Consider the following 24,543-nt stretch of genomic DNA (forward strand, 5'->3'; position numbering starts at 1 on the left):
CGGCTGGGCGTGGCTACCATCACACCACGTCGACTGTCGTTGGAGGTGTGCATGGGTCACGAGGTCCCCGAACCCGCCGTTCAGATGGGGTATGTCGTGGAGGACCTCGACGCTGCCATCGACCACTGGGTGACACACGCGGGTGTCGGGCCGTGGACGTTGTTCCGTGGTGTCACCCTGCAAGGGCGCTATGCGGGCGCCGACACGGTCGTGACCATGGATGTCGCGATGGGCTACACCGGCCAGTTGCAGATCGAGCTCATGCAGATCACGTCGTCCACCCCGTCTCCGTACGCGAACGACGCGGGCGAACCCCTCGTCGGACCCCACCACATCGCCTGGATCACCGACGACCTCGACGAAGCACTCGCCTCCGCTCGAAGCCGGGGGCTCGAGGAGCTGTTCGTGGCCGAGGGCCCGGGAACTCGGGTCGCCTACGTGCACTCGTCCGCTCAGCCGGGGGTCGTCTTCGAGTACATCCAGAGTGACGGCATGCGCGCAATGCTCGAGTACGGCATCGCGCAGGCCCGGACCTGGGACGGTTCCGATCCCGTCCGACCCATCGCCTGACGACGGCGACCCCCCCAGACATCAAGTCCCCCTGTCCTCCTCGACGAGGTGGAGAATCCAATCCGGCGTGGCCGGGAAAGGCTGAACGATGGTCAACTGGAACGAAGAATGTGACGTGTTGGTGGCCGGGTCGGGCGCCGGCGGCGTCACCGGCGCCTACACCGCGGCTCGCGAGGGCCTCGACGTGATCCTGGTCGAGGCGACCGACAAGTTCGGCGGCACCACCGCGTATTCCGGTGGCGGCGGCTTCTGGTTCCCGGTCAACCCGGTGCTGCAGCGTGCCGGCGTCGACGACACGATCGAGGACGCGCTCGAGTATTACCACGCGGTCGTCGGTGACCGGACCCCGCGCGAGCTGCAGGACACCTACGTCCGCGGCGGCGGCCCGCTGGTCGAGTACCTCGAGCAGGACGAGAACCTCCACTTCTCTACCTACCCGTGGCCCGACTACTACGGCAAGGCGCCCAAGGCCCGCAACGACGGCCAGCGTCACACCATCCCGACCCCGCTGCCGATCTCGGAGGTCGGTGACCTGCACAAGCTGATTCGCGGTCCGCTCGACTTCGACCGGCTCGGCGCGGAGCTGCCTGACATGCTGATCGGTGGCCGCGCCCTGGTCGGCCGCTTCCTCAAGGCGATCGGCAACTACCCGAACGCGAAGCTGAACCTGAACACCCCGCTCGTCGAGCTGGTCGTCGAGGACGGCGCCGTGGTCGGCGCGATCGTCGAGCGCGACGGCGAGCAGGTCGCGATCCGCGCCCGCAAGGGTGTCCTGCTGGCCGCGGGTGGCTTCGAGGGCAACGACGAACTCCGCCAGAAGTACGGCGTTCCCGGCGTCGCTCGCGACACGATGGGGCCGTGGGGCAACCTCGGCAAGGCACATCAGGCCGGCATCGCGGTGGGCGCCGACACCGACCTGATGGATCAGGCGTGGTGGTCGCCCGGTCTGACGCACCCGGACGGACGCTCGGCGTTCGCGCTGTGCTTCACCGGTGGCATCTTCGTCAACAAGGACGGCAAGCGCTTCGCCAACGAGTACGCGCCGTACGACCGTCTCGGCCGCGACGTCATCGCCGGCATCGAGGACGGTTCGGTCACGCTGCCGTACTGGATGATCTACGACGACCGTGCGGGCGAGCGGCCTCCGGTGGGCGCCTCGAACGTCTCGATGGTCGAGACCGAGAAGTACGTCGAGGCCGGCCTGTGGCACACCGCCGACACGCTGGAAGAACTGGCCGCGAAGATCGGTGTTCCCGCCGAGAATCTGGTGGCGACCGTCGCCCGCTTCAACGGGATGGCAGCCAACGACGTCGACGAGGACTTCGGCCGCGGCGAGGAGGCGTACGACCGCGCGTTCACCGGCGGCGGTCCGGCGCTCATCCCGATCGAGCAGGGTCCGTTCCACGCGGCCGCGTTCGGCATCTCCGACCTCGGCACCAAGGGCGGTCTGCGTACCGACACCTCGGCGCGTGTCCTCGACACGTCCGGCGACGCGATCTCGGGCCTGTACGCGGCCGGCAACACGATGGCCGCGCCGAGCGGCACCGTCTACCCGGGCGGTGGCAACCCGATCGGCACCTCCATGCTGTTCAGCCACCTCGCGGTGATGAACATGGCCGGCAAGTAACGCGGTCCCAGCACTACTGCGCCCCGCTGCCCGTACTCGGGTAGCGGGGCGCAGGTCGATCACGGTCCGGGAGCGCAGTCCGCCACCGAGGACCTGCCTCCGACGGCGTCGTCGGGACCGATTCGAAATCGGGCATAATGCCCCATCGAAGCCACCCGAGACCAGGAGTGCCCCGGTGACCATCAATGAGCTGCAGAACGAGTTCCACGGCCTCCCGGTTGTGGAGTTCCCCATCGATACCGACGCTGCCCCCGCCGTGCCCGGGCAGGGCCCGGTCGCCTGGCGGATCACCGTTCCCACGTACGAGGCGCCGATGGAGTGGCCGGAGGCGTTCGCCAAGTTCCGGGCCGCGGTGGACCCGTCGAGCGTGCAGGCGATCGTCGTCGGAAGCTGGGCCGATCCGTACGAGGAGAGCTCGGCCGACGTCGTGAAGGCGCTCGTCGAGGCCGCCGAGGAGTTGCCGGCGTTGCGGGCACTGTTCCTCGGGGACATGACTTTCGAGGACTGCGAGATCTCCTGGATCGTGCAGTCGGACGTCACCGCCCTGCTGAGCGCGTTTCCCCGGCTCGAGCATCTGGGGGTACGCGGCGGCACCCAGCTGGCCCTGGCCCCGGTCCGGCACGATCACCTGCGCAGCCTGCTGATCGAGACCGGTGGCCTGTCCGCCGATGTGGTCCGGGCCGTCGCCGCGTCGGATCTGCCGGCGCTGATCGATCTGGAACTGTGGTTGGGCGACGAGAACTACGGCGCCGATTCGACCGTCGACGATCTCGCCCCGATCCTCACCGGGGAGAAACTGCCGCAGCTGACGCGCCTCGCGCTCGCGAACAGCGAATACGAGGACGAGATCGCGGCCGCCGTCGCGACCGCGCCGATCGTTCCGCAGCTGCGGGTCCTGGACCTGTCCAAGGGCGCACTGTCCGATGCGGGCGCCGAGGCACTGCTCGCGGGACAGTCGCTCACCCACCTCGAATCGCTCGACCTGCACCACAACTACCTGACGGGCGGTGTGCGGGAACGCGTCCGGGCGACTCTCGAGCCGTCCGGCATGCAACTGAACCTCGACGGCGAGGACACCGAGGAGGAGGAATACGGCGGCACGATCTACCGGTCGGTCGCGGTCAGCGAATGACCCGTCCCCGCCTGGCGGTCGTGGGCAATCCGGAGAACCGCCGCGTGACGATGCTGCTGGACGCCGCGGCCCGCTGCGGTATGCCCACCCCACGGGTGGTGTCCTGGCGTGAGGTACTCAGCGAGGGCGGGGCTCGGTTCGACCCCGACGAGTTGGTGCGACTCGATTCGCCGGGCGAGGACCCGGACGTGGACGCACTGCTCCGTGGACCCGGTGACCCGACTCGCATCGCCGAGGGCCCGCGGTGGTACGCGTCGCTGCTCGCCGCGGTCGGTACGCTGCGCGGCGGGCGCCGGTTGACGGACCCGCTCGATCTGGCCGTGCTGTTCGACAAGCGGCGGTGCCACGCCGCTCTCGCGAGTCATCGTGTGCCGGTGCCGATTTCGCCCACCTCCGGCGACGAGGCGCCGGTGCCGCGGAACTGGCCGGAGGTGCGCGAGTTGGCCGCGGCGGCGGGGCTGCGGCGGTTCTTCGTCAAGCCGGCGCACGGGTCCTCCGCGGCCGGGGTGGTCGCGGTGGAGACCGCACCCGGTGGCCGGGTGCAGGCCCGCAGCAGTGTGGAGATCGCCGCGGACGGGGTCTACAACTCGCTGCGCGTGCGCCGGCTCTCGGGGGATGCCGAGGTGGGTGCCCTCGTCGACGCGCTCGCCGGCGAATGCCTGCACATCGAGGCCTGGTTGCCGAAGCCGTCGCGCCGGGGCCGCGCCGCAGACCTGCGAATAGTGGTCGTGGCCGGGCACGCGACCCACGCGGTGCTCCGCACCAGCGCGCACCCGATGACCAATCTGCACCTGGGCGGGCAGCGCGGCGACCTGGACGCCGCGCGAGCAGGTTTCGACTCGGCGGGTTTCGGCTGGGGACAGGCGCTCGCCGTCGCGGAGCGGGCAGCCGCATGCTTCCCCCGCACCCTGTGTGTCGGAGTGGATCTACTCCCCGCCGCGGACTGGCGCAGTGCCGCAGTCGGTGAGGTGAACGCGTTCGGCGACCTGCTTCCGGGCCTGACCGGACTTCCCGGTCGCGCCGACGGGCTCGACACCTACGCAGCGCAACTGGCCGCGATCGAAGGATGGGCCGATGCGGCAGCAGCCTGACATGAATGCCGTCGTCGGTGCGGACGACATCGTGCTGGTCACTCTCGACACCCTGCGCTACGACGTGGCCTGTGAACTCGCGGCCGCGGGGCGGATCCCGAACCTGGCGCGGCACCTGCCGGGCGGCCGGTGGGAGGAGCGTCATGCCCCCGGCAGCTTCACGTACGCGTCGCACCAGGCGATGTTCGCCGGGTTTCTCCCCACCCCGGTGGGACAGGGGCCGCACCCGCGGCTGTTCGCGGCCGAGTTCGGCGGGAGCGAGTCCACGGCCGCAGGGACGTTCGTGTTCCCGGAGTCGAATCTGGTCGCGGGTCTCGCCGCTGTCGGCTACCACACGGTGTGCATCGGCGGGGTCGGGTTCTTCAACCGCCGGGGCGCGCTGGGTTCGGTGCTGCCCGACCTGTTCGACGAGGCCCACTGGTCTCCCGAGCTCGGGGTGACCTCGTCCACCTCGGTCGAGGCGCAGGTGGACCTGGCCGCCCGCATCGTGGACGGGCTTCCCGCCGACCGACGCCTGTTCCTGTTCGTCAACGTTTCGGCACTGCACCAACCGAATTGGTTCTTCACCGAGGGCGCCACCGCGGATCACGGGGACACCCGGGCGACCCACGCGGCCGCGCTGGAGTACGTGGATCGGCACATCGGGCGGCTGTTCGCGGCGGTGTCCAGCCGGCGCCGGTGTTTCGCGATCGTGTGCTCCGATCACGGCACCACGTACGGCGAGGACGGGTACACCGGGCATCGCCTGGGGCACCCCGTGGTGTGGACGGTGCCGTACGCCCACTTCTTCCTGGAGGGCCCGCGATGACCACCACCGACCTGCCCGTGCCGGTGCCGCCGGGTGACCTTCCATCGGATTACCTTCCGCCGTACCAGAACTACGTGTACGCGTACCCGCACAAGACGGCGTACCGGACACTGGACCCGCGCCCGGCGCTGACCGAACTGTGGGCGGACGAACCTCAGGACGCACTGTCGCTGTACCTGCATGTGCCGTTCTGCGAGGTGCGCTGCGGCTTCTGCAATCTGTTCACCCGGGTAGGGGCGCCGGACGAGCTCACCACCCGGTACCTCGACGCGCTCGAGCGGCAGTCCGCGGCGGTGCGCGAGGCCCTGGCGCCGTCGGCCCGCTTCGCGACGGCCGCTTTCGGCGGCGGTACCCCCACCTACCTGACGGCGCCGGAACTCGACCGGCTGTGCGACATCGCCGAAGGCATGGGCGCCGACCTGCGGACGATCCCCCTGTCGGTGGAGGCGTCCCCGGCCACCGCCACCGCCGACCGGCTCGCGGTCCTGGCCGAACGCGGGATCACCCGGCTCAGCCTCGGCGTGCAGAGCTTCGACGACACCGAGGCCCGGACGGCGGTCCGACCGCAGCGGCGCGCCGACGTCGACGCCGCCCTGCAACGCATCCGAGACGCGGCGATCGACGTCCTGAACATCGATCTGATCTACGGGATCGACGGCCAGACACCGGATTCTTGGATCGCCTCCCTCGACGCCACGCTCGCCTGGCGTCCCGAGGAGCTGTACCTGTACCCGCTGTACGTGCGCCCGCTGACGGGTCTGGCCCGCCGCGGCGGCGGACCCGATCCGGCGTGGGACGCCCACCGGCTGGACCTGTACCGCCGCGGCCGCGATCACCTCCTCGCGTCCGGCTACGTCCAGGAGTCGATGCGCATGTTCCGCCGCGCCGACGCCCCCGATGTCGGTCCGAACGACTACGCCTGCCAGACCGACGGCATGATCGGACTCGGTTGTGGCGCACGGTCGTACACGAAGGATCTGCACTACTCCTTCGACTACGCGGTCGGTGCGCACGAGGTGCGCGCCATCATCGACGACTACGTGGCGGGCACGGTCGACGACTTCCGCCGCGCGGTGGTGGGTCACGCGATGACCGAGGACGAGGCCCGACGTCGGCACCTGTTGCAGTCCGTGCTGCAGGCGGCGGGAATGCCGTTGGCGGACTACCGTTCCCGATTCGGTGCCGATCCGCACGAGCATTTCGGCGCGGAGTTGGACCGGTGGTCCGGGCGCGGGTGGCTCGCCGCCGACGGTGACCGGCTGCGGCTGACCGAGTCGGGCCTGGCGTACTCCGACGCGCTGGGACCGGAGCTGTTCTCGCCGCGGGTGCGGGCCGCGATGGCCGAGTACGAGGGCCGCTGACGGTGCTGACCATCCTGTACCGCGGACCGCTGGCGTCCTGCGACTACGACTGCCCGTACTGCCCGTTCGCCAAACGTCGGGACACCCCCGAGCAGTTGCGCGCCGACCGCGCCGCGCTCGAACGCTTCTGCGCGTGGGTGGCAGAGCAGGAGCAGGATCTGTCGATCCTGTTCACGCCGTGGGGCGAAGGACTGGTCCGCTCCTGGTACCGGCGGGCGCTGGTGACCCTGTCCCGGCTGCCTCGGGTGCGTCGGGTGGCGATCCAGACCAACCTCAGCTGCCGGACCGGCTGGCTCGCGGACGCCGACCGGGACACGGTCGCACTGTGGTGCACCTACCATCCCGGTCAGACGCCCCACGACCGGTTCCTGACCAAGACCGCCGAGCTCACCGACCTCGGCGTGCGCTTCAGTGTCGGTGTCGTCGGACTGCCGGAGCATCTGGCGGCCGCGCATCGGCTCCGCGCGGTGCTACCCGAATCGGTATACCTGTGGGTCAACGCCGCAGAGGGGCACGAATACACCGACGCCGACGCGGCCGACTGGGCTGCGATCGACCCGCTGTTCGGGTTCAGCCGGCATCCGCACCGGACGCGGGGGCGTGGGTGCCGAACCGGCAACTCGGTGGTGTCCGTCGACGGCGACGGGAACGTCCGGCGCTGCCACTTCGTCCCCGACGAGCTGGGGAACCTCTACGACGGCTCCTTCCGAGACGCCTTGCGACCGCGACCCTGCCCACTGGAGGTGTGCGACTGCCACATCGGCTACGTGCACGCCGACCAGTTGCCGCTGTACGACGTCTTCGCCGGCGGTGTGCTGGAACGGATTCCGGCCGAGCCCGTGTGGCTGCCGCTCCCGGAGCGGCGGGAGCGACAGCCCGACGTCGAGAACGACGCGCCTCGGGTATCGGTCAGTTCGTCGGCGATGCGTTGAGCAACGCCAGTTCGTCGACAGTCAGGTGGAGTGTCGCCGCCGCCACCGAATCGATCACGGATTCCGGCCGGGAGGCCCCCGGGATGGGGATCACCACCGGGGATCGGTGAAGCTGCCACGCCAGAGCCACCCGGTGAATGCTCACCCCGCGGATCTGCGCCACCTCGGCGAAGGGGGAACCGTCTCCACCGAGGCTCTTCGCCTGCCGCATACCGCCGAAGGGGCCCCACGACAGAAACGCGAGCCCTCTTTCCTCACACGCTCGTAGCTCGGCTTCGGCGGACCGGGTGGCGGGGGAGTACTCGTTCTGCACCGATACCAGGGCGTCTCCGAGGATCCGCTGCGCGATGTCGATCCGGTGGACGTCGGCGTTGGAGATCCCGACCCGCGCGACCAGTCCCTCGTCGTGGAGCGCTCGGAGTGCGAGCATCGATTCCTCGTACGGCAGTTGAGGATCCGGTCGGTGGTGCTGGTAGAGCGGTAGCGGATCGAGTCCGAGTCGCCGGATCGATTCGATGCATGCCTTCCGCAGATGCTGGTGGCTGCCGTCGATCCACCACGTGTCGGTCTCGGGAAACCGTAGGTGGCCACCCTTGGTCGCCACGACGACGTCCTCCAGTGAGCCGGGCCAACTCCGCAGCGCATCGGTCAGCGCCAACTCGTTGACGCCGTCACCTCCGCCCGCGGGCCCGTACACGTCGGCGGTGTCGAACAAGCGGATCCCGGCGTCGAGCGCCGCATGTACCGCGCGCCGTCCCCGCTCGACGTCGTGGCCGGGAACCTGGGTGATCGTCATGGATCCGAACCCGATCGGCGGTACCCGGAGGTCGCCGAGGCGGCGGTCGGGAACGCTCGTGCTGGTCACTTCCCTACGCCGCCCGTCCATCGTCGTGAGCCAAGCGCGTCAACGGATGGTCGAGCCGGCGTCGACGGGGAGGGTGATGCCGGTGACGTAGCGGGCGTCGTCGGAGGCCAGGTACATCAGCGCGCCGGTGACGTCGTCGACCTCGATTCGTTCGACCGGCAACGTGTTGACGAAGATCGGTGCGAGGTCGGGGCGCTGCTCGAGCAGAGCCGGGAGCACCTGTGAATGGCCTTGTGGCGTATCCACTCCGGTGGGGTTGATCATGTTCACCCGAATGTTGCGATTGGCCAGCTCGAGCGCCAGTGACCGGCACAGGCCGGTGAGGGCGTGCTTGGACGCGACGTACGGCAGGTAGAAGGGGAGCCCGATCGTGCTCGCGGTCGAGCCGGTGACGACGATGCTCCCGCCACCGGACGACTCCAGGTGGGGGATCGACACCGCACAGGTGTTCCACACCCCGGTGAGGTTGACGTCGAGGGTGGTCTGCCACAGTTCCTCGGTCACCTCCTCGTGGGGTTGGACCGTGCAGATCGAAGCGTTCGCGACGACGATGTCGAGTCGTCCGAACCTGTCGACCCCTTCCGCGACCGCCCGCTGCAAACCGCTCCTGTCACGGACATCGGCCTCGACGGTATGCACGCGGCGTCCGGTGGCCTCGACCATGCGTGCGGTCTCCGCGAGCCCCTCGCTGGTTCCCATCGTGTAGGGGACGAGATCCAGCTGGCGGCAGACGTCGATCGCGATGATGTCTGCGCCTTCCGACGCCATCGTTACCGCGTGATTTCGGCCCTGACTTTGGGCTGCTCCGGTAACAAGTACGACTTTTCCTTGCATTCTCAATTGAACCTCCATGAGTGAAATCGAAAATGTTCCACTGGGTGGAAACCGGTGTTTCCCGATCGGTCGTTCATCCCGTAGGGCGACGACGTCGGGGTACTAGGACTCGTTCAGGCGGGCGGCCAGGCGCGCTGCGGTGGCGTGATCGAGGAGTTCGATCGTCAGGCCGAGGGCATCCCGGTGGTAGGCGGTGCCGGCCGGGCACTGACCGTCGCGAAGGCCTCCCATCCACAGGGGTGAGCCTCGACGTTCGAGTTCTTCCGAGGCTCGGGCCAGGTCGTCGACCACATACCCTAGATGATGGATACCTGAACTAGGTTGCCACACAGTCGAATCGGGGACGGCGCGTAGCAACTCGACGTGAGGTGGTCCGTCGACGGTCAGGCCGAGACGCTGCACCGTCGAGTGTGCGACTCCATTGATCCGGCAGTGGTACTCCGATTCGGGGAACAGGCGTATCGAGAGGCCGTAGAGCGCCTCGAAGTGCAGGACCGCCGCCTCGGGGTCCGGCACCACGACGCCGACATGATGCAGTCGGCCGAGCTCGAAATCCACGTCAGGAGCGGCGAACGATCTCATTGGACACCTCCTTCGCATGCGTAAATCCAACACCGGAATCGTCCCATTCGGGCGTGAGGTGAATGATCGTTCAAACTCGGCGAGAATTCAAGCCGAGTGCGGGGCTGCTCATCCTTGACTGCTTCACTCGGCGAGAACATTATCCCTGAATGAATGTTCAACCAGCTATTTTCGGGCCGACGTAGGCTGTCGATGTCAAGGGAAGGGGGTCTACCGTCCCCCGAAATGCGCAACGCCTCGGCCACCGTCGTCGACGACGGCGGCCGAGGCGTTGTCCACCGGCCATTGCCCGATCCGATCGAGCGGCTTCAGCTGATCAGATGTGCGAGAAGCGACCGATCGGCGATCTACCAGTCTGCTTCGGTGTAGCGGATGACACCGCGGATGTTCTTGCCGTCGAGCATGTCTTGGTAGCCCTCGTTCAGCTGCTCGAGCGAGTAGGTATTGGTCACCATGTCCTCGAGGTTGAGCAGACCGGCCCTGTGCAGGTTCAGTAGGTTCGGGATGTCCACCCGGGTGTTGCAGCCACCGTAGATGTTGCCCAACAGGCTCTTCTGCAGCATCGCGAACGTGAACGAGTTGAGCTTGACGTCCATGTCGGCCATGTGACCCATCGCAGTGACGACGCAGGAGCCGTTCTTGGCGGTGAGCGTGAGTGCCGGGTCGACGTACTCGCCCTTCATCTCGCCGACCGTGATGATGGTCTTCTGGCACATACGGCCCCAGGTGATCTCCATGATCGGACCGATCGCCTCTTCCATCGACGGGAAGGCATGCGTGGCACCGAACTTGAGGGCCTGCTCACGCTTGAACGGCACCGGATCGATCGCGAACACGTGGCGTGCGCCCGCCGCGACGGCGCCCTGCAGCGCGCTCATGCCGACCCCACCGATGCCGATGATGGCGACCGACTCACCCGGCTTGACGTCGGCGATGTGCGTGGCCGAACCCCATCCGGTCGGGACACCGCAGCCGACGAGGGCGGCGAGCTCGAACGGGATGTCCTTCTCGATCTTCACGGCCTGGGACTCGTGGACGGTCATGTACGGCGAGAACGTGCCGAGCAGGCTCATCGGGATCACGTTCTCCCCGCGCGCCTGGATGCGGTAGGTGCCATCGGCGATGGCCTGACCGCTCAGCAGGCCCATGCCGAGATCGCAGATGTTCGAATGCCCGGACGAACAGGACGGACAACGTCCGCACGCCGGGATGAACGAAAGCACGACGTGGTCGCCCACCTCGAGATCCTTGACGCCCTCACCGACCTTGGTGACCACACCGGCGCCCTCGTGGCCGCCCATCGCGGGGTAGGCCGCCATCGGCGTCGCGCCGGTGACGATGTGGTGGTCGGAGTGGCACATGCCGGCGGCTTCCATGCGGATCTGCACCTCGCCGGCGACCGGGTCGCCGAGTTCGATCTCCTCGATCGACCACTTCTCGTTGATGCCCCACAGCAACGCGCCCTTGGTCTTCATTGCAACACCCTCCCCTTGGTTGACTATCGATCGCTGTGACGATAGCCACAGATCGCTCGAATTGGAACACGTTCTAGATGGTTCTCACAAAACTACGTATAGCTGTGCAGGTAACCGAATTGGGGGGCGTTACATGTGTGGAATCGCGGGATGGGTGTCGTTCGACTCCGACCTGACCCGACAGCAGAGTGTTCTCGACGCGATGACCGACACCATGGCTTTGCGCGGGCCGGACGGAAGTGGCACTTTCGTGCGCATTCACGCGGGGCTCGGGCATCGGCGGCTGGCCGTCATCGATCTGCCCGGCGGAGCGCAGCCGATGAGCGTGAGCGCCCCCGCTGGGGACGTCGGAATCGTGTACACGGGGGAGGCCTACAACTACCGGGAACTGCGCGATCAGCTTCGGGCTCTGGGGCATTCGTTCCGCACCGACAGTGACACCGAGGTGGTGCTACACGCGTACCTGCAGTGGGGTGAGGGCGTCGTCGATCACCTCAACGGCATGTACGCCTTTGCGATCTGGGACCAGCGCGAGGAGAAGCTGGTGATGATCCGAGACCGCATGGGCATCAAGCCGCTCTACTACTACCCGACACCGGACGGGGTCCTGTTCGGGTCGGAGCCGAAGGCGATTCTGGCGAACCCGTTGGCGCGCAAGGCCATCGATTCCGACGGCGTCCGCGAGCTGTTCGCGATGACCAAGGCGCCGGGCAGGTCGGTGTGGAAGGGCATGTACGAGGTGGCGCCGGGCACTCTGATCCGTTTGGACCGCAACGGTATTCACGAGCACACCTACTGGCGCCTGGAGGTGGTCGAGCATACCGACAGCACGGAGATGTCCGTCGAGCGGGTGCGGGATTTGCTCACCGACATCGTCGACCGGCAGCTGACCTCCGATGTGCCGCGCTGCGTATTGCTCTCGGGCGGATTGGATTCCAGTGCCATCACCGGTCTGGCCGCGGCGAGCCTGGCGCGCGACGGCGAGCAACTGCGCACGTTCTCGGTGGACTTCCTGCATCAGGAACAGAACTTCGTCCCCGATGAGGTCCGCGGCACCCCCGACGCGCCGTACGCGCACGAGGTCGCGGCGTTGGTGGACTCCGCGCATCTGAACGTGATGCTCAATTCGGCCGATATGCTGGACCTGTCGGTCCGTCGTGCGGTCATCACCGCACGCGACATGCCCGGACTCGGCGACATGGACCTATCCCTCTACCTGCTGTTCAAGGCGATTCGCGAGCAGTCGACGGTGGCGCTGTCGGGTGAATCCGCCGACGAGGTGTTCGGCGGCTACCCGTGGTTCTACGCTGAGAGGGCTGTCAACGCCGGCACCTTCCCGTGGGCGGCCTTCACCGGCGACACCCCCTGGACCGCTCTCAGGCCGGAGCTGCGCGAACGGTTGGATATCGACAGCTACGTTGCCGACCAATACGCCGCGGCGTGCGCGGAGGTCGAACACCTGCCCGGTGAATCCGAGGCCGAATACCGGATGCGTGAGGTGTGCTACCTGCATCTGACCCGGTTCGTGCGGATCCTGTTGGACCGCAAGGATCGCCTGTCGATGGCGGCCGGACTGGAGGTTCGGGTGCCGTTCTGCGACCATCGCCTCGTCGAATACGTCTACAACACTCCGTGGCCGCTGAAGAACTTCGACGGCCGCGAAAAGAGTCTTCTGCGCCACGCCACGAAGCATGTGCTCCCGCAATCGGTCGTCGATCGTGTGAAGAGCGGGTACCCGTTGACACAGGACCCGGCTTACGCGACGAACCTGCAGCAGCTCGCGAAGGAGATCCTGGCTGAGACCAATTCGCCGCTGTTCGACCTGATCGACCGGACCTGGATGCAACAGCTGACGGCACACGATCCGATGCAGATGGATCCCGTCACGCGGGCGGGCCTGGATCGCGTCGTCGACATCTACACCTGGTTGGACCTGTACAGGCCGGAGCTGCAACTGGATTGAGCATCTATGACCGGGCACCCGCAATCGAGTTTCGGTGCGCTGCGCGCGGTCGCCCTCGACGGTGATCCAGAGTGTCGATGCTCACGAGAACCAGCCCGTTCCAGGTGATCTCGGCTTGGAGGGCGGATTGGGTTATCGCCCGCCATGCCGCGCATCGAGACGGGCTCGCCCGCGACCACAGGGGGGTGGCGGGTAGGCGCTTTGCGAAGACGTTGACTTCTGTTGAGGTACAAGATGCGATCGCTCGACAGCGCCGCGTGGTGACGACTCTGTATCGGGTTGGAGATGACGCCGGCGGGTCGTCCGGTCATCCCTAGGGTGGCGGGCATGGATGTGAACCAGAAGACGATCCGCTTCGATGTCGTCGAGCGGCGCGAGGTGCCTCAGCCGGAGATCGACCGGCTCGCGCGCAACACGTGGAGATCCCTCACCGACGGCGCCGACGAACCGTGCGACCGCCCGCGGTGGGTGAACTGCGGCCCAGCTCCAGACGCGGAGGCGTATCTCGTGCACCGGTACGAGGGGACGGTCGCCGACTGACTGGTGAGGTGGACGTTCCACGCCAAACCCTCAACCGCGAGCAGTGATCTGGCCCCGCCTCGAGTGCGCGAGCCGGTTGCGGTGCACGTGGCGGTCCGGTACTGCCTGCAGATCCTCGTCGGGAAAGACCATGGCGCCACTCGGGAACGAGATCAGGTACTTCGTCATCGCGTCGACTCCTTCTTCCCCTTCCAGGGATGGGACCCCATCTTCGTCGACGCTGGCGCGCTGCGCGCAAGACTCGCTCGCCCACCCCGCAACGGGCGGAACAGGCCGTTTCGCCGCTTCGCTGATCGGTACCGGGGGGACTTTCGCGGACCGACACGGTGAGGAGATTGCGTTGGCCCACAGGTGGGTAACCGCGCCGGAGGAAGACCATCCTCGGCCAGAACGGAGCCCGCTATGACAGACACATCGACCCTCATCGTGCAGTTGCGCACGCTTCTCGACCTGACGAACGCGGAAATCCAGGTGGCCGACACGCGCCGGGCGCAGGCCCGCACCGAGTCCGTAGCCACCGAGCTCGCTCACAATGCCGACAACGCGCGTGAGCGTGCGGACGCGATCGAGCGCATCCTGCGTGAGCTGGGCGGGCGGCCGGCTCTCGTGCGCCCGTTGCTCGGGCGTGCCGCCGCGGCGGTCAAGATCGTGACAGAACAGATGCAACCGTTCGACGAGGCACTGCTCGGTGATCTCGCCCTCGAGCACCAGCTCATCGACCGGTCTCGGTATCTCAAGGCGCTGGCGACGGCCGGACGCCACACGAAGATCGTCGAGTTGGCGGATCGGTTGATCACTGCGCATTCGGCCACCGTCGAGTGGCTGACAACCGTGCTCGCTGAGGAAGCTCTCGGCGGCCCCGCCGCGCTGCGCCGAACACCGATGCAGGCCGCGACCGGTGCCGCGGTGCGGCTGATGAATACGCCGGTTTCCTGGTCGACGACAGGTCTCGATCGGGCGATGGACACCGCCCGATCCACCGGGCCCAGGATCAGCAGTCTCCTCGGCCGCGGAGCACACGCCGGCGACATCGCCGCGAAGACGATCGCCGCCAGCCGCGACGCCGCCCTCGAACGGGCAGAACAAGTCACCCGTAGCGAGGGGGCCGACGCGATTGCCGACGTCCTGCACGGTGCACGCGCCGCGGCCGGGGCACTTCGGCCGGAAGAGTTGCCGATCGCTGACTACGACGAGTTCAACGTCGCCGCCGCCGTCACCGCCGTCAAGGAACTGACCGAGCCCGCCGACGTCCGGACCATCCTCGGGTACGAGGAAGCGAACAAGAACCGGCACGGCGTCGTCTCCGCCGCCCACACACGCCTGACAGCGATCGCTCAGGAAGTCACCGGAATCGAGTGAGCTGAACCTGGCGAATCCGGAGCGGTTCCGCCGGGGAGAGGCCGGCAGCACCGTGGTTCGTTTTCGCGTAGAGCATGCGGGGTATCCGACACGCATCCCGGGGAAGACGCACCGACCTCTCGGGTGCGCCGTCGGCAGGGCGTCGGTGCGAGAGCCGGTTGGGTGGACTGTCGGTGTCGCTCGAGGTCTCGGACTCGTACCGACCTCAGTCGGATCGGCCGAGCAGTGTCGTAGGGAGTAGGAAAGGGGCACGGCGATGGGGCAGTGCGTCGCCCACGAGATCATTGATGCGCACCTGGTCGGTGGGCGGATGAAGCCTGGTGAGGAAGTCGAGATCAGCATCGATCAGACCTTGACCCAGGATGCTACCGGCACCCTGGTGATGCAGGAGCTCGAGGCACTGAAGCTCGATCATCCCCGGACCGAGGTGAGCGTGCAGTACGTCGATCACAACCTGTTGCAAACAGACGAGAAGAATGCCGAGGACCACGAGTTCCTTCGCACCGCGGCACTCCGCTATGGGTTGTGGTTCTCCAAACCAGGCAACGGAGTCTCGCATCCGACACATATGCAGCGCTTCGGGATTCCCGGTAAGACGATGGCCGGTTCCGACTCGCACACCTGTGCAGCCGGGTCGCTTGGCATGCTCGCGATCGGGGTCGGTGGCCTCGAGGTCGCTCTGGCGATCGCCGGGCACCCTTTGCGCCTGCGCATGCCGGAGATCTGGGGTGTGGAGCTCACCGGTCGGCTCCCGCACTGGTGCTCGGCAAAGGATGTGATCTTGGAAATGCTGCGCCGGCACGGCGTGGCGGGAGCGGTGAATCGGATCATCGAATACCACGGACCCGGATTGGCGACGCTCTCGGCGATGGATCGACATGTGATCGCGAACATGGGTGCAGAGCTCGGCGCGACAACGTCGGTGTTTCCCGCCGACGCCGCGGTCCGTGACTTTCTTCGAAGTGAGGGCAGGGAGGGCGATTTCACCGCATTGGATGCCGATGCCGATGCGGTGTACGACGTGCACGAGAGTATCGACCTGACGAAGATGGAACCGCTGATCGCGACGCCGTCTTCCCCCGGCAACGTGAGACGGGTTCGGGACATTGCGGAGGAACCTGTCAGCCAGGTCGTGATCGGCTCGTCCGCCAACCCGGGACTACGCGACTTCGCGATCGTCGCGGCAATGGTCGCGGGCCGACAGACCGTTCCAAGCGTGAGCTTCGACATCAACCCGACCTCGCGGGAGATCTACTCGGACCTGACCCTCATGGGCGCCACTCGCGACCTGATCGACGCAGGCGCTCGGATTCACCAATCCGGGTGCATGGGCTGCATCGGGATGGGCCAGGCGCCGGCCCCTGGCCGCAACTCGCTACGCACCATGCCGCGCAACTTTCCCGGACGGTCCGGTACCAGGGAAGACGCAGTCTGGCTGTGCTCACCGGAAACTGCGGCCGCCTCGGCGCTGACGGGGGTGATCACAGATCCACGAGACTGGGCCGCAGCGGAAGACATCATCTACCCACAGCTTCAGCTACCAGCCCAGGCGGCGGTGAACACGGCGATGCTCGTCGAACCACTCCCCGCGGAACGGGCGCGCCACGCCGTCGTGGTGAAGGGGCCGAACATCTCCTCCCTGCCCGAGTTTCCGCCACTGCCTGACCGTATCGAGGCGCCAGTTCTCCTCAAGGTCGGCGACGGCCTTTCCACCGACGAGATCTCCCCGGCGGGCGCGCGAGCGCTGCCATACCGCTCCAACATACCCAAGCTGGCCCAATTCACATTCACGCCGGTGGACGGCACATACCCGGGCCGGGCGGTGGAATCGTCCTCTACTACCGGACATTTCGTCGTCGGCGGCGACAACTACGGACAGGGGTCGTCGCGCGAACATGCCGCGATCACCCCGCGATATCTCGGGCTGCGGGCAGTGATAGCCAAGTCCTTCGCGCGCATCCACTGGCAGAATCTCGCAAACTACGGCGTTCTCGCCCTCGAGTTCGAGAACCCGCGCGACTACGACGCCGTGCAGAAGGGCGATGTTCTCATCCTCGAGCAGTTGCGCGAGTGCATTCGGTCCAGCCGGCATCTGATGGTGACAGATCCGAGCCGGAACCTGCGGATCCCGGTCCAGCACCGACTGTCGGCCCGGCAAGTGGACGACGTTCTGGCGGGCGGAGTGATAGCAAACTGGGGTGGCTAGGCCACCTATCACTTTGAAGACCGGTCAATGCCGCGCGACGTCGATCTCACGACATGTGTTCGCGCAGGATGCGTGTGCCAAGATCGAAGGATCGGCGGTGCAGTCCACTCTGGTTCCGCCGTCGAACTGTCGCTTGTACAGCGGAAACGCCGCCTATCGACCCGACAAGCATCAGTAGTAACTGCGCGACATTGGAATTCACGTGGACAACCCTTCGTTCATCTTCGGCGGTCTGCAGGTCGGGTACGGGAGGGCGCCACAGGAGCTCAGTCCGCGGGGGAGTGAGCGAGATCATGGCCAGGCAGTGCTGTGGGTATGTGTCTACTCCCGCCCGGGCGGGGCCGCAACCGGATCCAACGAACCGAACCTACTCGTAAAGTCGTAGTAAACCATTGCACGAGTTTAGGTTTCGACATCGTACTCATCTCGTCAGTGGCGGCTGTCGGAGATGCTGGTGTCACCCCTGAGTATGAGTCGAATGTATACCCGAGAGTGATGCGCAACCGGGCCGGTCTCGGACAGAGTTTCGCCCGTGATCGAACTGAATGGACTGACGAAGACCTACGGGTCGACGAGAGCGGTGGACGATCTCACGTTCTCCGTGAAGCCGGGTATCGTCACCGGCTTCCTCGGCCCGAATGGTGCCGGCAAGTCGACGACCATGCGGATGATCCTCGGCCTCGATGCGCCGACGTCGGGTACCGCACTGATCGAGGGTGTGCCGTATCACCAGCTGAAGCAGCCGTTGCGGACCGTCGGTGCGCTGCTCGACGCCAAGTGGGTGCACCCGAACCGGTCGGCCAAGGCGCACTTGCAGTGGATGGCGGCGGCCAACTCGCTGCCGATGTCGCGGGTGGACGAGGTGCTGCGTCTGGTCGGGCTGACCGAGGTCGCGGGCAAGAAGGCCGGCGGTTTCTCGTTGGGTATGTCGCAGCGGTTGGGTCTGGCGGGCGCGTTGCTGGGTGATCCGAAGGTGCTGTTGTTCGACGAGCCGGTCAACGGTCTCGATCCCGAGGGCATCGTGTGGATCCGCAAGTTCATGCAGTCGTTGGCGGCGGAGGGGCGCACGGTTCTGGTGTCGAGTCATCTGCTGTCGGAGATGTCGTTGACGGCGGAGCATCTCATCGTGATCGGTCGTGGCCGGTTGATCGCGGATACGAGTGTGAAGGACTTCGTCGATCGGGCGTCGGATTCGTCGGTGCGGGTGCGTAGTCCCCAGCTCGACGCGTTGCGGACGGTCCTGACCGGGCAGGGTTTCGCGGTTCGTGACGATGCGGGCGATGATCATCAGCAGGCGTTGGTGGTGTCGGGCGTCAGGACCGATGATGTCGGTGCGCTGGCGGGGGCGAACGGAATCGTGCTGCACGAGTTGTCGTCTCAGCGTGGTTCGCTCGAGGACGCGTTCATGAAGCTCACGGGCGACGACGTCCAGTATCACGCGCAGATCGGCGGGCAGGCCGGGCAGAACATGGGAGGTGCGCTCCGATGAGCGTGTTGAATGCAGAGCGCATCAAGCTGACGTCCACCAAGTCGCCGATGTGGTGCAGCCTCGCCGCGGTGGTCGTGAGTGTCGGTCTGGCCGCAGTGATGGGCGCGGCCCACAGGTCGGCGCTGTCGTCCGGTAGGGACTCGATGGAGAAGTTCACCGCGGCGTCCACGGAGCTCGGTGCGTTGCAACTCGGGTCGATGCTCGTGATGATCATGGCGGCCCTGGCAGTGACTACCGAGTACCGGTTCGGCGTCATCCGCACCACGTTCCAGGCGATCCCGAGCCGACCGCGAGTGATCGCGGGCAAGGCGCTGCTGCTGGCTCTGCTCGCCGGGGCTCTCGGGGTGGTCATCGCGTTGACGTCGTACTTCGTGGCGCAGGCGACGGCCGGGGTGACGCTGGACCTCGGCGGAGATGGCAACGCGCGTGCACTGTTCGGCGTCCCGATCTACTTCGCGCTGCTGGCGGTGCTCGCTGTCGGTGTCGGCACACTGATCCGCCAGTCCGCGGGCGCGATCTCGCTGCTGCTGCTGTGGCCGCTGGTGATCGAGGGCTTCGCGACGATGATTCCCAAGGTGGGTAAGTACATCGGCGAGTTCGGCCCGTTCAAGAACATGTGGCACTTCCTCGGCCACGCTGGTGCCTTCGATTTCCGTTGGGGCCCATGGGGTTCGCTGCTCTACTTCGCGGCGTTCGTCGCGATCGTGTTCGGCGCCGCGCTGTTCGCGGTGAACAAGCGCGACGCCTGACTTCGTGCGATGACCGTCCAGGCCGCTGCCTGGTCGGCGGAGATCTCTACGGGTTCTGCATTCCACGCACGGCGTCCGCGTCGTTCGTGAAGACGTCACTCGTGGTGATCAGGGAGTTCTTGGCTTCGAGTGACGGCGTTCCCGCGCGCCAGTTCACGATCGGGTTGAGAACTCCGAACGGACCACATCCCGAGGCTGCCGGAACTGCGAACGGCTCGGCGGCGTGTTCGACGTTGCGGAAGCTGGCGCCCATGTTCGCGCCGGGAATAGCTTGCAGCGTACCAGCTTTGGAGACGTCGAGGTTCATCTGAACGGGCGTGGTGTCGGAGCCCAGGTAGCACTTGTTTCCGAGTAGCGGGTTGGCGATCCTCAGCTTGACCGGCATCTTGACGGACTGCTCGAACACGTCGAGCGACGGGTTGTTGTTGCCGGCCAACTCGACGGTGGCCGTGGCCGCGTTCAGGCCGAAAAGGTTGTTGAACGGCAGGTCGATGCCGAGCGCGCCACCGGGGATGCTGATCGGCTTGGAGTAGATACCGCCGCTCCCGTCGGTTGGCGGCACGAAGACCTGGTCGAAGCCATTCGGGTTGTTCGGCTCCTCGGGGAACGCCAGACCACCGGCGACGCGTAGCGAGTCGTTCGGGACATCGACGGACAGCTTGCCGATCTGCATGGTGCCGCCCTTGACGGTGACTCCCACACAAGTGCTGGTGTCCGGGTTGGAGATCGGACAGTCACCCCACCCTCCGAACGGCGAATCCGGCAGGGCGTCAGCGCCGGCGGTTGCGGCCGATGTCAGTGCTGCCGCGGCGGCTATAGCGAACCCCCCGATCATCGCGGCACGATAGCGATTCTGCATGTCTGCCTCCCTCGATGAATTTGTCGAACCCAGAGAGGTCAATTCGACTGGATGTTCGTGACCCCCCTGGTAGCTAGGATGTGACTGTAGCCAGCTATTGCCGCATGTGTATACAGAATCTGCTGAACATCTTCACGAACTTCGATCGCGGCATTCGCGCGAAGCGGGCCATCGTGCGGTGTGGACGATTGGGTGCACCGAATGGTTCGACTTGTCAAGAATGCTGCAGTGCAACATATGTCGAGCCTTCGGTGGCATGTGCGCAACCGCGCGGTCGGCGGGTGGCTGAATCGTGTCAGGGCGCCCGCAGTTCTGAAACCGGCTACCCGGTATCCATGAACACGTTAGGTAGCTGCACCCGACTCCCGGCGCTGCTTGCGGAGTTGTGGAGCGAGATCACGGTTCTTCGGGGTCTTTGAGATCAGGCCGAGCCGGATCCAGGGCGATAACGCGGCGGCGATCGGACTGGCGATGGTGAGTGCCGTCGGCCCCACGCTTGGTGGGTATCTCGAGGTCACGCGAAATGGCCGATCGTCGCTCGCGCTGTGCCCTCCGGAGCGTATGAGACCATCAGGTATGAATATGCAGTTTTGGGAGGTAACGGCGCTCTTCCAGCATCTGCGGAACTATCTCGCGAATGCCCGTCGATTCTTCACGGGTTGGAGTGTCACCGAGATCCCGCGCACCGACCGTCCTCGAACCGAAGACCGCTGAGCCGACGACGTGCGAGTAGCGGTTCGAACGTAGAGGCCGGAGGCGGCATGTTGGTGGTGATCCGAAGACCGTCAAGGAGCCCGGTGGTCACCAAAGAGGAAGCGGCAGAACCGGCTGACTGGTAGAGGGCCATGCACAGCTACTGCGCGGTGTAGCCGCCGTCGACGAGATGGTGACTACCGGTGACGAACGATGCGGCGTCACTGGCAAGGAAGCAAACCAGATGAGCGACCTCGATCGACCGACCGAGGCGTCCGATCGGATGCTTCGATACGAGTATGCCCCGCGCATCCTGGTCAGCATCTTTCAACAACGGAGTGTCGATGAATCCCGGGCCCACAGAGTTCACGCGGATACCGGCCGCTGCGTACTCGAGAGCGACTGTCTTGGTCAAACCCACAACAGCGTGTTTGGACGCGACGTAGGCAGAGCTGTTGGCCGAGCCGACGCTACCGAGGATTGAAGAGATGTTGACGATTGCGCCGCCACCGTTCTTCGACATCGCATTGACCTGGGCGCGAAGATTATGGAACACCCCGTCGAGGTTGACCCGGGTGACTGTTTCCCAGTCCTCGTCGCGAAACTGACCAGTCGGAACACCTCCTCCGACGATACCCGCGTTGTTCACCGCAATCTTGAATGGAGCAAGGCTTTCGGCTGCACGCACAGACTCCTCGGCGACTTCCGGCAGAGCCGCGTCACCGATGACGGCAACGGCAGTGCCCCCCGCGGCTACGATCTCCGCAACCACCCGGCTGCCAGCTTCTTCGTTGAGGTCCTGAACGACGACGTCAGCGCCGCTCTCGGCCAGGAGCATCGCAACCGCGCGACCGATCCCTGAGCCCGCACCCGTCACAATCGCCGAACGGCCGGAAACATCATAGGTGGCCAACGTTGACATCCTTTCGGTCATTGTGAGAACGCGCGGCTTTGCCGAATGCTGTTCTCACGGAAAGCACGCAACGGCGACGCGTGGTCCAGGGTGACGGATTGAGACACTATCTGGAGACGCCGGATCGAGCTTGACCATTCGGGTCAACTTCTTGACCTGTTGGGATCTGCCCACCTGTTCCGACATCAGACGATCCCGGGTGTGGGCGGCGCTCGGCAATCAGAGAATGTCACCCCGTCCAGTCGCGAACTACGACACGGAAGATACGGGCGTAGGCGGGAACAGCCGGCGTCATGACAACCGTCGGCCTGTCCGAGCCCTGGGCCGGCAAGACGACCCTCGCCGCAAAGCTTGCCCGCAGTTACAGCAGGGGCGTGCATTTGCACACGGACGACTTTTGGCACTGCATCGTTTCGGGTGCGATACCTCCGTACGATCCCGCGTCCGACGCGCAGAACAAGACGGTCATGGAGGTGATCGCCGGTGCCGCCTACACCTATGCGCTCGGCGGCTTCATCACGGTGATCGACGGCATCATTGGGCCGTGGATGCTCGACCACTTCCGATCGTGAGCAGCGCAGCAGCCGGACTTGGCGATCCACTACGTCGTGCTCCGGCCGCATCGCGACATCACGCTGAAGCGAGCCCAAGCCCGAACCACCCCGAGCGCCTTGATCGATGAGGGGCCCATCCTCGCGATGTGGGACCAATTCGCCGATCTCGGCGAACTCGATGGCCACGTACTCGACACGTCGGGCGAAGCCGAAGAGCGCAGTGCCCAACGGGTTACAGAGGCCACTAGCGATGGTCGCTTCCGAGTGGTTGCAGCGTAGCGACCGGATCCGCGGGAAGGGGCGGTGCCTTAGCGATCGGCATCATTCCTCGGAGCGGAGGCTGCGGTCGAGCAAAAGCTCGGCCGCGCTGGCGAAACGCTGCCGCACTGACGCCGTACTGGCCGAGATCGCCACAGCGCGCTACGATTGCGCCGATGACGACTTACTCCGATCCAAGATTGGGGGCCCAGTTCGCACACGGTGAGTGCTGATGCACCATCCGACCGCGAACGGGACCGATCCCCGACTGTCCTTCTGGCTGCGCGTGCGCGAGTTCGCCGTGCCGCCGTCCATGATCGAGACCGCAACCGACCGACGTCTTGCAGGCGACTGGTTCGGGGCTTGTGCCGCAGCGGGTTTCGATGCCGACATCGACCTACGGGCACTGACCCGCAGGCACGGCCGTGACGTCACGGCACAGGTCCTGGCCGACCTGCGACATCTCGCGCCCGACCTGCTGCGCTGGCACCTGCCGCGGGTAGCCCCCGACGGGCTTCTGCGCCCCGGACTGACCGTTGCACTGGCTCGATACGGGCCTGCTGACCACCGAAAACCTTGCGGTGGAAGCGCCTCGGTGCACCTGGTGGCCCGCACCGCTCCGGCCTGGGCGGATGCCGGACAGCGGATCGTGCTGACCCTCTGGGACGGCTCGGATTTCGCCCACCACAATCACCCCCACCCCCGCCCCAACCGGCGGTACCGGCTCGACCTCCATCGGCACCTGTGGGACGCCCGTAGGGTCAGTGACCTACGAATACGCTGCGGGACAGGGAAATTACCAGCCATCGCAGCCTTCGGCCAGGCCCTTGCCGAGGCGGTACCGAAGGGCTGCGCCGTCGACCGCTGGGCGGCCGAGGCCGACATCCTGCTCCGCGCCGACGGGCAGCGCGACGGCCCCGTGCGGGTGCGGTGCGGGGGACGGTCCGACCTGGTGGTGGAGTCAGTCGGCGCTGGCAACGGCGCCGATTCAGCCGCGCTGTGGCTCGTGGACGACTACCCGCGTGGCCGGCTCGCCGCGCTCCCGGTGCTGCCCGATGCGGCGACCTGGGTGCTGCCCGACCTGGAGCTGATCCGATCGGGAGCGATCACCGCCGAACGGTTGCACCCGCTGGTCGCCGCCGCCCTGGACCCGGGCTGGTCGCCGCCGGCTCCGTCGCGGACGTCGGACCGGGAGAACCGGATTCACCTGGTGGACTGCCGTGGTGAACGGCACCGGATCGGACTGGTCGACGGTGCGTTGACCGCACTCGATCACGATCCCGCCGAGATCCGGCGTGAGGAACTGCTCGTCGCGCTGGGCGGCACCCCGCTACCCTGCCTGCAGGCCATCGACCGGGTCCATCGCAGTCCGGATTGTCTCCCCGGCGTCCGTGAACGCCTGGACCACGGAGACGCCGCCGGGGCGCTGGCCGTCGTCGAAGGACTACTCGGCCGGGGCGCAGTCCTCCGTGAAGGCCCTCTCCTGGACGAACTTCGGGCGTCCGCAGATCGCCTTGGCACGTATGACCGGTTCCTTTCCGCGCCGGTGGAGACACCGCCCGTCTGGCGACCTCGGCGCCGCGGGCGGTCGCGCCGCACCGTCTCACGCTGACCCCGTCTTTCATACCCCCGAAACCCGCTGTCTCGCAGGGTGGCCGGATGGCCGCATCCTGCGACTCCTCC

General features: G+C 66.5%; 22 protein-coding genes. 15 read left to right on the top strand and 7 right to left on the bottom strand.

Going from position 1 to position 24,543, the window contains the following annotated elements:
• Positions 1-51: 51 nt before the first annotated feature.
• The 7 genes from ACQ5DX_RS05840 to ACQ5DX_RS05870 all read left to right on the top strand — a co-directional run bounded on the left by ACQ5DX_RS05840 (position 52) and on the right by ACQ5DX_RS05870 (position 7,521).
• Positions 52-570, top strand: a complete 519-nt coding sequence (locus ACQ5DX_RS05840) for a VOC family protein (RefSeq protein ID WP_430331726.1) — start codon at positions 52-54, stop codon at positions 568-570.
• An 88-nt stretch (positions 571-658) separates the two neighbouring features.
• On the top strand, positions 659-2,197 hold the full coding sequence (locus ACQ5DX_RS05845; protein ID WP_430331727.1) for an FAD-binding protein: 1,539 nt from the start codon (positions 659-661) through the stop codon (positions 2,195-2,197).
• A 175-nt stretch (positions 2,198-2,372) separates the two neighbouring features.
• Positions 2,373-3,329, top strand: a complete 957-nt coding sequence (locus ACQ5DX_RS05850) for an STM4015 family protein (RefSeq protein WP_430331728.1) — start codon at positions 2,373-2,375, stop codon at positions 3,327-3,329.
• Entirely contained in the window at positions 3,326-4,420 is a 1,095-nt protein-coding gene (locus ACQ5DX_RS05855) for an STM4014 family protein (protein WP_430331729.1), read from the top strand. Before ACQ5DX_RS05850 ends, ACQ5DX_RS05855 begins: the two co-directional genes overlap by 4 nt.
• Entirely contained in the window at positions 4,404-5,228 is an 825-nt protein-coding gene (locus ACQ5DX_RS05860; RefSeq protein ID WP_430331730.1) for an STM4013/SEN3800 family hydrolase, read from the top strand. The genes ACQ5DX_RS05855 and ACQ5DX_RS05860 overlap by 17 nt, the downstream gene beginning before the upstream one ends.
• Entirely contained in the window at positions 5,225-6,589 is a 1,365-nt protein-coding gene (locus tag ACQ5DX_RS05865; protein ID WP_430331731.1) for an STM4012 family radical SAM protein, read from the top strand. Before ACQ5DX_RS05860 ends, ACQ5DX_RS05865 begins: the two co-directional genes overlap by 4 nt.
• Positions 6,590-6,591: 2 nt before the next feature.
• Positions 6,592-7,521: an STM4011 family radical SAM protein gene (locus ACQ5DX_RS05870; protein WP_430331732.1), complete on the top strand. Its 930-nt coding sequence runs from the start codon at positions 6,592-6,594 to the stop codon at positions 7,519-7,521.
• Here ACQ5DX_RS05870 and ACQ5DX_RS05875 read toward each other — a convergent pair.
• The 4 genes from ACQ5DX_RS05875 to ACQ5DX_RS05890 all read right to left on the bottom strand — a co-directional run bounded on the left by ACQ5DX_RS05875 (position 7,499) and on the right by ACQ5DX_RS05890 (position 11,277).
• Positions 7,499-8,386 carry an aldo/keto reductase gene (locus ACQ5DX_RS05875; protein WP_430331733.1) on the bottom strand — a complete coding sequence of 296 codons (888 nt, stop codon included), beginning with the start codon at positions 8,384-8,386 and terminating at the stop codon, positions 7,499-7,501. The genes ACQ5DX_RS05870 and ACQ5DX_RS05875 overlap by 23 nt on opposite strands.
• A gap of 39 nt (positions 8,387-8,425) precedes the next feature.
• Entirely contained in the window at positions 8,426-9,238 is an 813-nt protein-coding gene (locus ACQ5DX_RS05880) for a mycofactocin-coupled SDR family oxidoreductase (protein ID WP_430331734.1), read from the bottom strand.
• Positions 9,239-9,322: 84 nt separating this feature from the next.
• Positions 9,323-9,802 (bottom strand): VOC family protein, encoded by a 480-nt coding sequence (locus ACQ5DX_RS05885; RefSeq protein ID WP_430331735.1) that lies wholly within the window; start codon positions 9,800-9,802, stop codon positions 9,323-9,325.
• 347 nt (positions 9,803-10,149) lie between these two features.
• Entirely contained in the window at positions 10,150-11,277 is a 1,128-nt protein-coding gene (locus tag ACQ5DX_RS05890) for an NDMA-dependent alcohol dehydrogenase (RefSeq protein WP_430331736.1), read from the bottom strand.
• Between the two features lie 133 nt (positions 11,278-11,410).
• Here ACQ5DX_RS05890 and asnB point away from each other — a divergent pair, with 133 nt between their 5' ends.
• Both asnB and ACQ5DX_RS05900 read left to right on the top strand, forming a co-directional pair.
• Positions 11,411-13,240: an asparagine synthase (glutamine-hydrolyzing) gene (asnB, locus tag ACQ5DX_RS05895; RefSeq protein ID WP_430331737.1), complete on the top strand. Its 1,830-nt coding sequence runs from the start codon at positions 11,411-11,413 to the stop codon at positions 13,238-13,240.
• 327 nt (positions 13,241-13,567) lie between these two features.
• Positions 13,568-13,780: a hypothetical protein gene (locus ACQ5DX_RS05900; RefSeq protein ID WP_430331738.1), complete on the top strand. Its 213-nt coding sequence runs from the start codon at positions 13,568-13,570 to the stop codon at positions 13,778-13,780.
• A 30-nt stretch (positions 13,781-13,810) separates the two neighbouring features.
• On the opposite strand, the gene ACQ5DX_RS05905 is transcribed toward ACQ5DX_RS05900, so the two are convergent.
• On the bottom strand, positions 13,811-13,948 hold the full coding sequence (locus ACQ5DX_RS05905; RefSeq protein ID WP_430331739.1) for a hypothetical protein: 138 nt from the start codon (positions 13,946-13,948) through the stop codon (positions 13,811-13,813).
• A 234-nt stretch (positions 13,949-14,182) separates the two neighbouring features.
• On the opposite strand from ACQ5DX_RS05905, the gene ACQ5DX_RS05910 reads away from it, so the two are divergent.
• The 4 genes from ACQ5DX_RS05910 to ACQ5DX_RS05925 all read left to right on the top strand — a co-directional run bounded on the left by ACQ5DX_RS05910 (position 14,183) and on the right by ACQ5DX_RS05925 (position 19,583).
• Positions 14,183-15,139, top strand: a complete 957-nt coding sequence (locus ACQ5DX_RS05910) for a ferritin-like domain-containing protein (protein WP_430331740.1) — start codon at positions 14,183-14,185, stop codon at positions 15,137-15,139.
• 256 nt (positions 15,140-15,395) lie between these two features.
• The gene (locus ACQ5DX_RS05915; protein ID WP_430331741.1) at positions 15,396-17,345 is read left to right on the top strand and encodes an aconitate hydratase; all 1,950 of its coding nucleotides are present in this window, start codon (positions 15,396-15,398) and stop codon (positions 17,343-17,345) included.
• A gap of 532 nt (positions 17,346-17,877) precedes the next feature.
• Entirely contained in the window at positions 17,878-18,834 is a 957-nt protein-coding gene (locus ACQ5DX_RS05920; protein ID WP_430331742.1) for an ABC transporter ATP-binding protein, read from the top strand.
• On the top strand, positions 18,831-19,583 hold the full coding sequence (locus ACQ5DX_RS05925; RefSeq protein WP_430331743.1) for an ABC transporter permease: 753 nt from the start codon (positions 18,831-18,833) through the stop codon (positions 19,581-19,583). Before ACQ5DX_RS05920 ends, ACQ5DX_RS05925 begins: the two co-directional genes overlap by 4 nt.
• A 46-nt stretch (positions 19,584-19,629) precedes the next feature.
• On the opposite strand, the gene ACQ5DX_RS05930 is transcribed toward ACQ5DX_RS05925, so the two are convergent.
• Complete coding sequence (locus ACQ5DX_RS05930) at positions 19,630-20,442, bottom strand: hypothetical protein (protein ID WP_430331744.1); 813 nt, start codon at positions 20,440-20,442, stop codon at positions 19,630-19,632.
• An 853-nt stretch (positions 20,443-21,295) separates the two neighbouring features.
• Positions 21,296-22,048, bottom strand: coding sequence for an SDR family NAD(P)-dependent oxidoreductase (locus tag ACQ5DX_RS05935; protein WP_430331745.1), 753 nt, complete (start codon positions 22,046-22,048; stop codon positions 21,296-21,298).
• 293 nt (positions 22,049-22,341) lie between these two features.
• Between ACQ5DX_RS05935 and ACQ5DX_RS05940 the strand changes: the two genes are divergently transcribed.
• Both ACQ5DX_RS05940 and ACQ5DX_RS05945 read left to right on the top strand, forming a co-directional pair.
• On the top strand, positions 22,342-22,620 hold the full coding sequence (locus ACQ5DX_RS05940; protein ID WP_430331746.1) for a hypothetical protein: 279 nt from the start codon (positions 22,342-22,344) through the stop codon (positions 22,618-22,620).
• A 466-nt stretch (positions 22,621-23,086) separates the two neighbouring features.
• Positions 23,087-24,472 (top strand): hypothetical protein, encoded by a 1,386-nt coding sequence (locus tag ACQ5DX_RS05945; RefSeq protein ID WP_430331747.1) that lies wholly within the window; start codon positions 23,087-23,089, stop codon positions 24,470-24,472.
• Positions 24,473-24,543: the final 71 nt, after the last annotated feature.

The organism is Rhodococcus sp. ACT016 (genome assembly GCF_050477185.1).
Lineage (GTDB): Bacteria > Actinomycetota > Actinomycetes > Mycobacteriales > Mycobacteriaceae > Prescottella.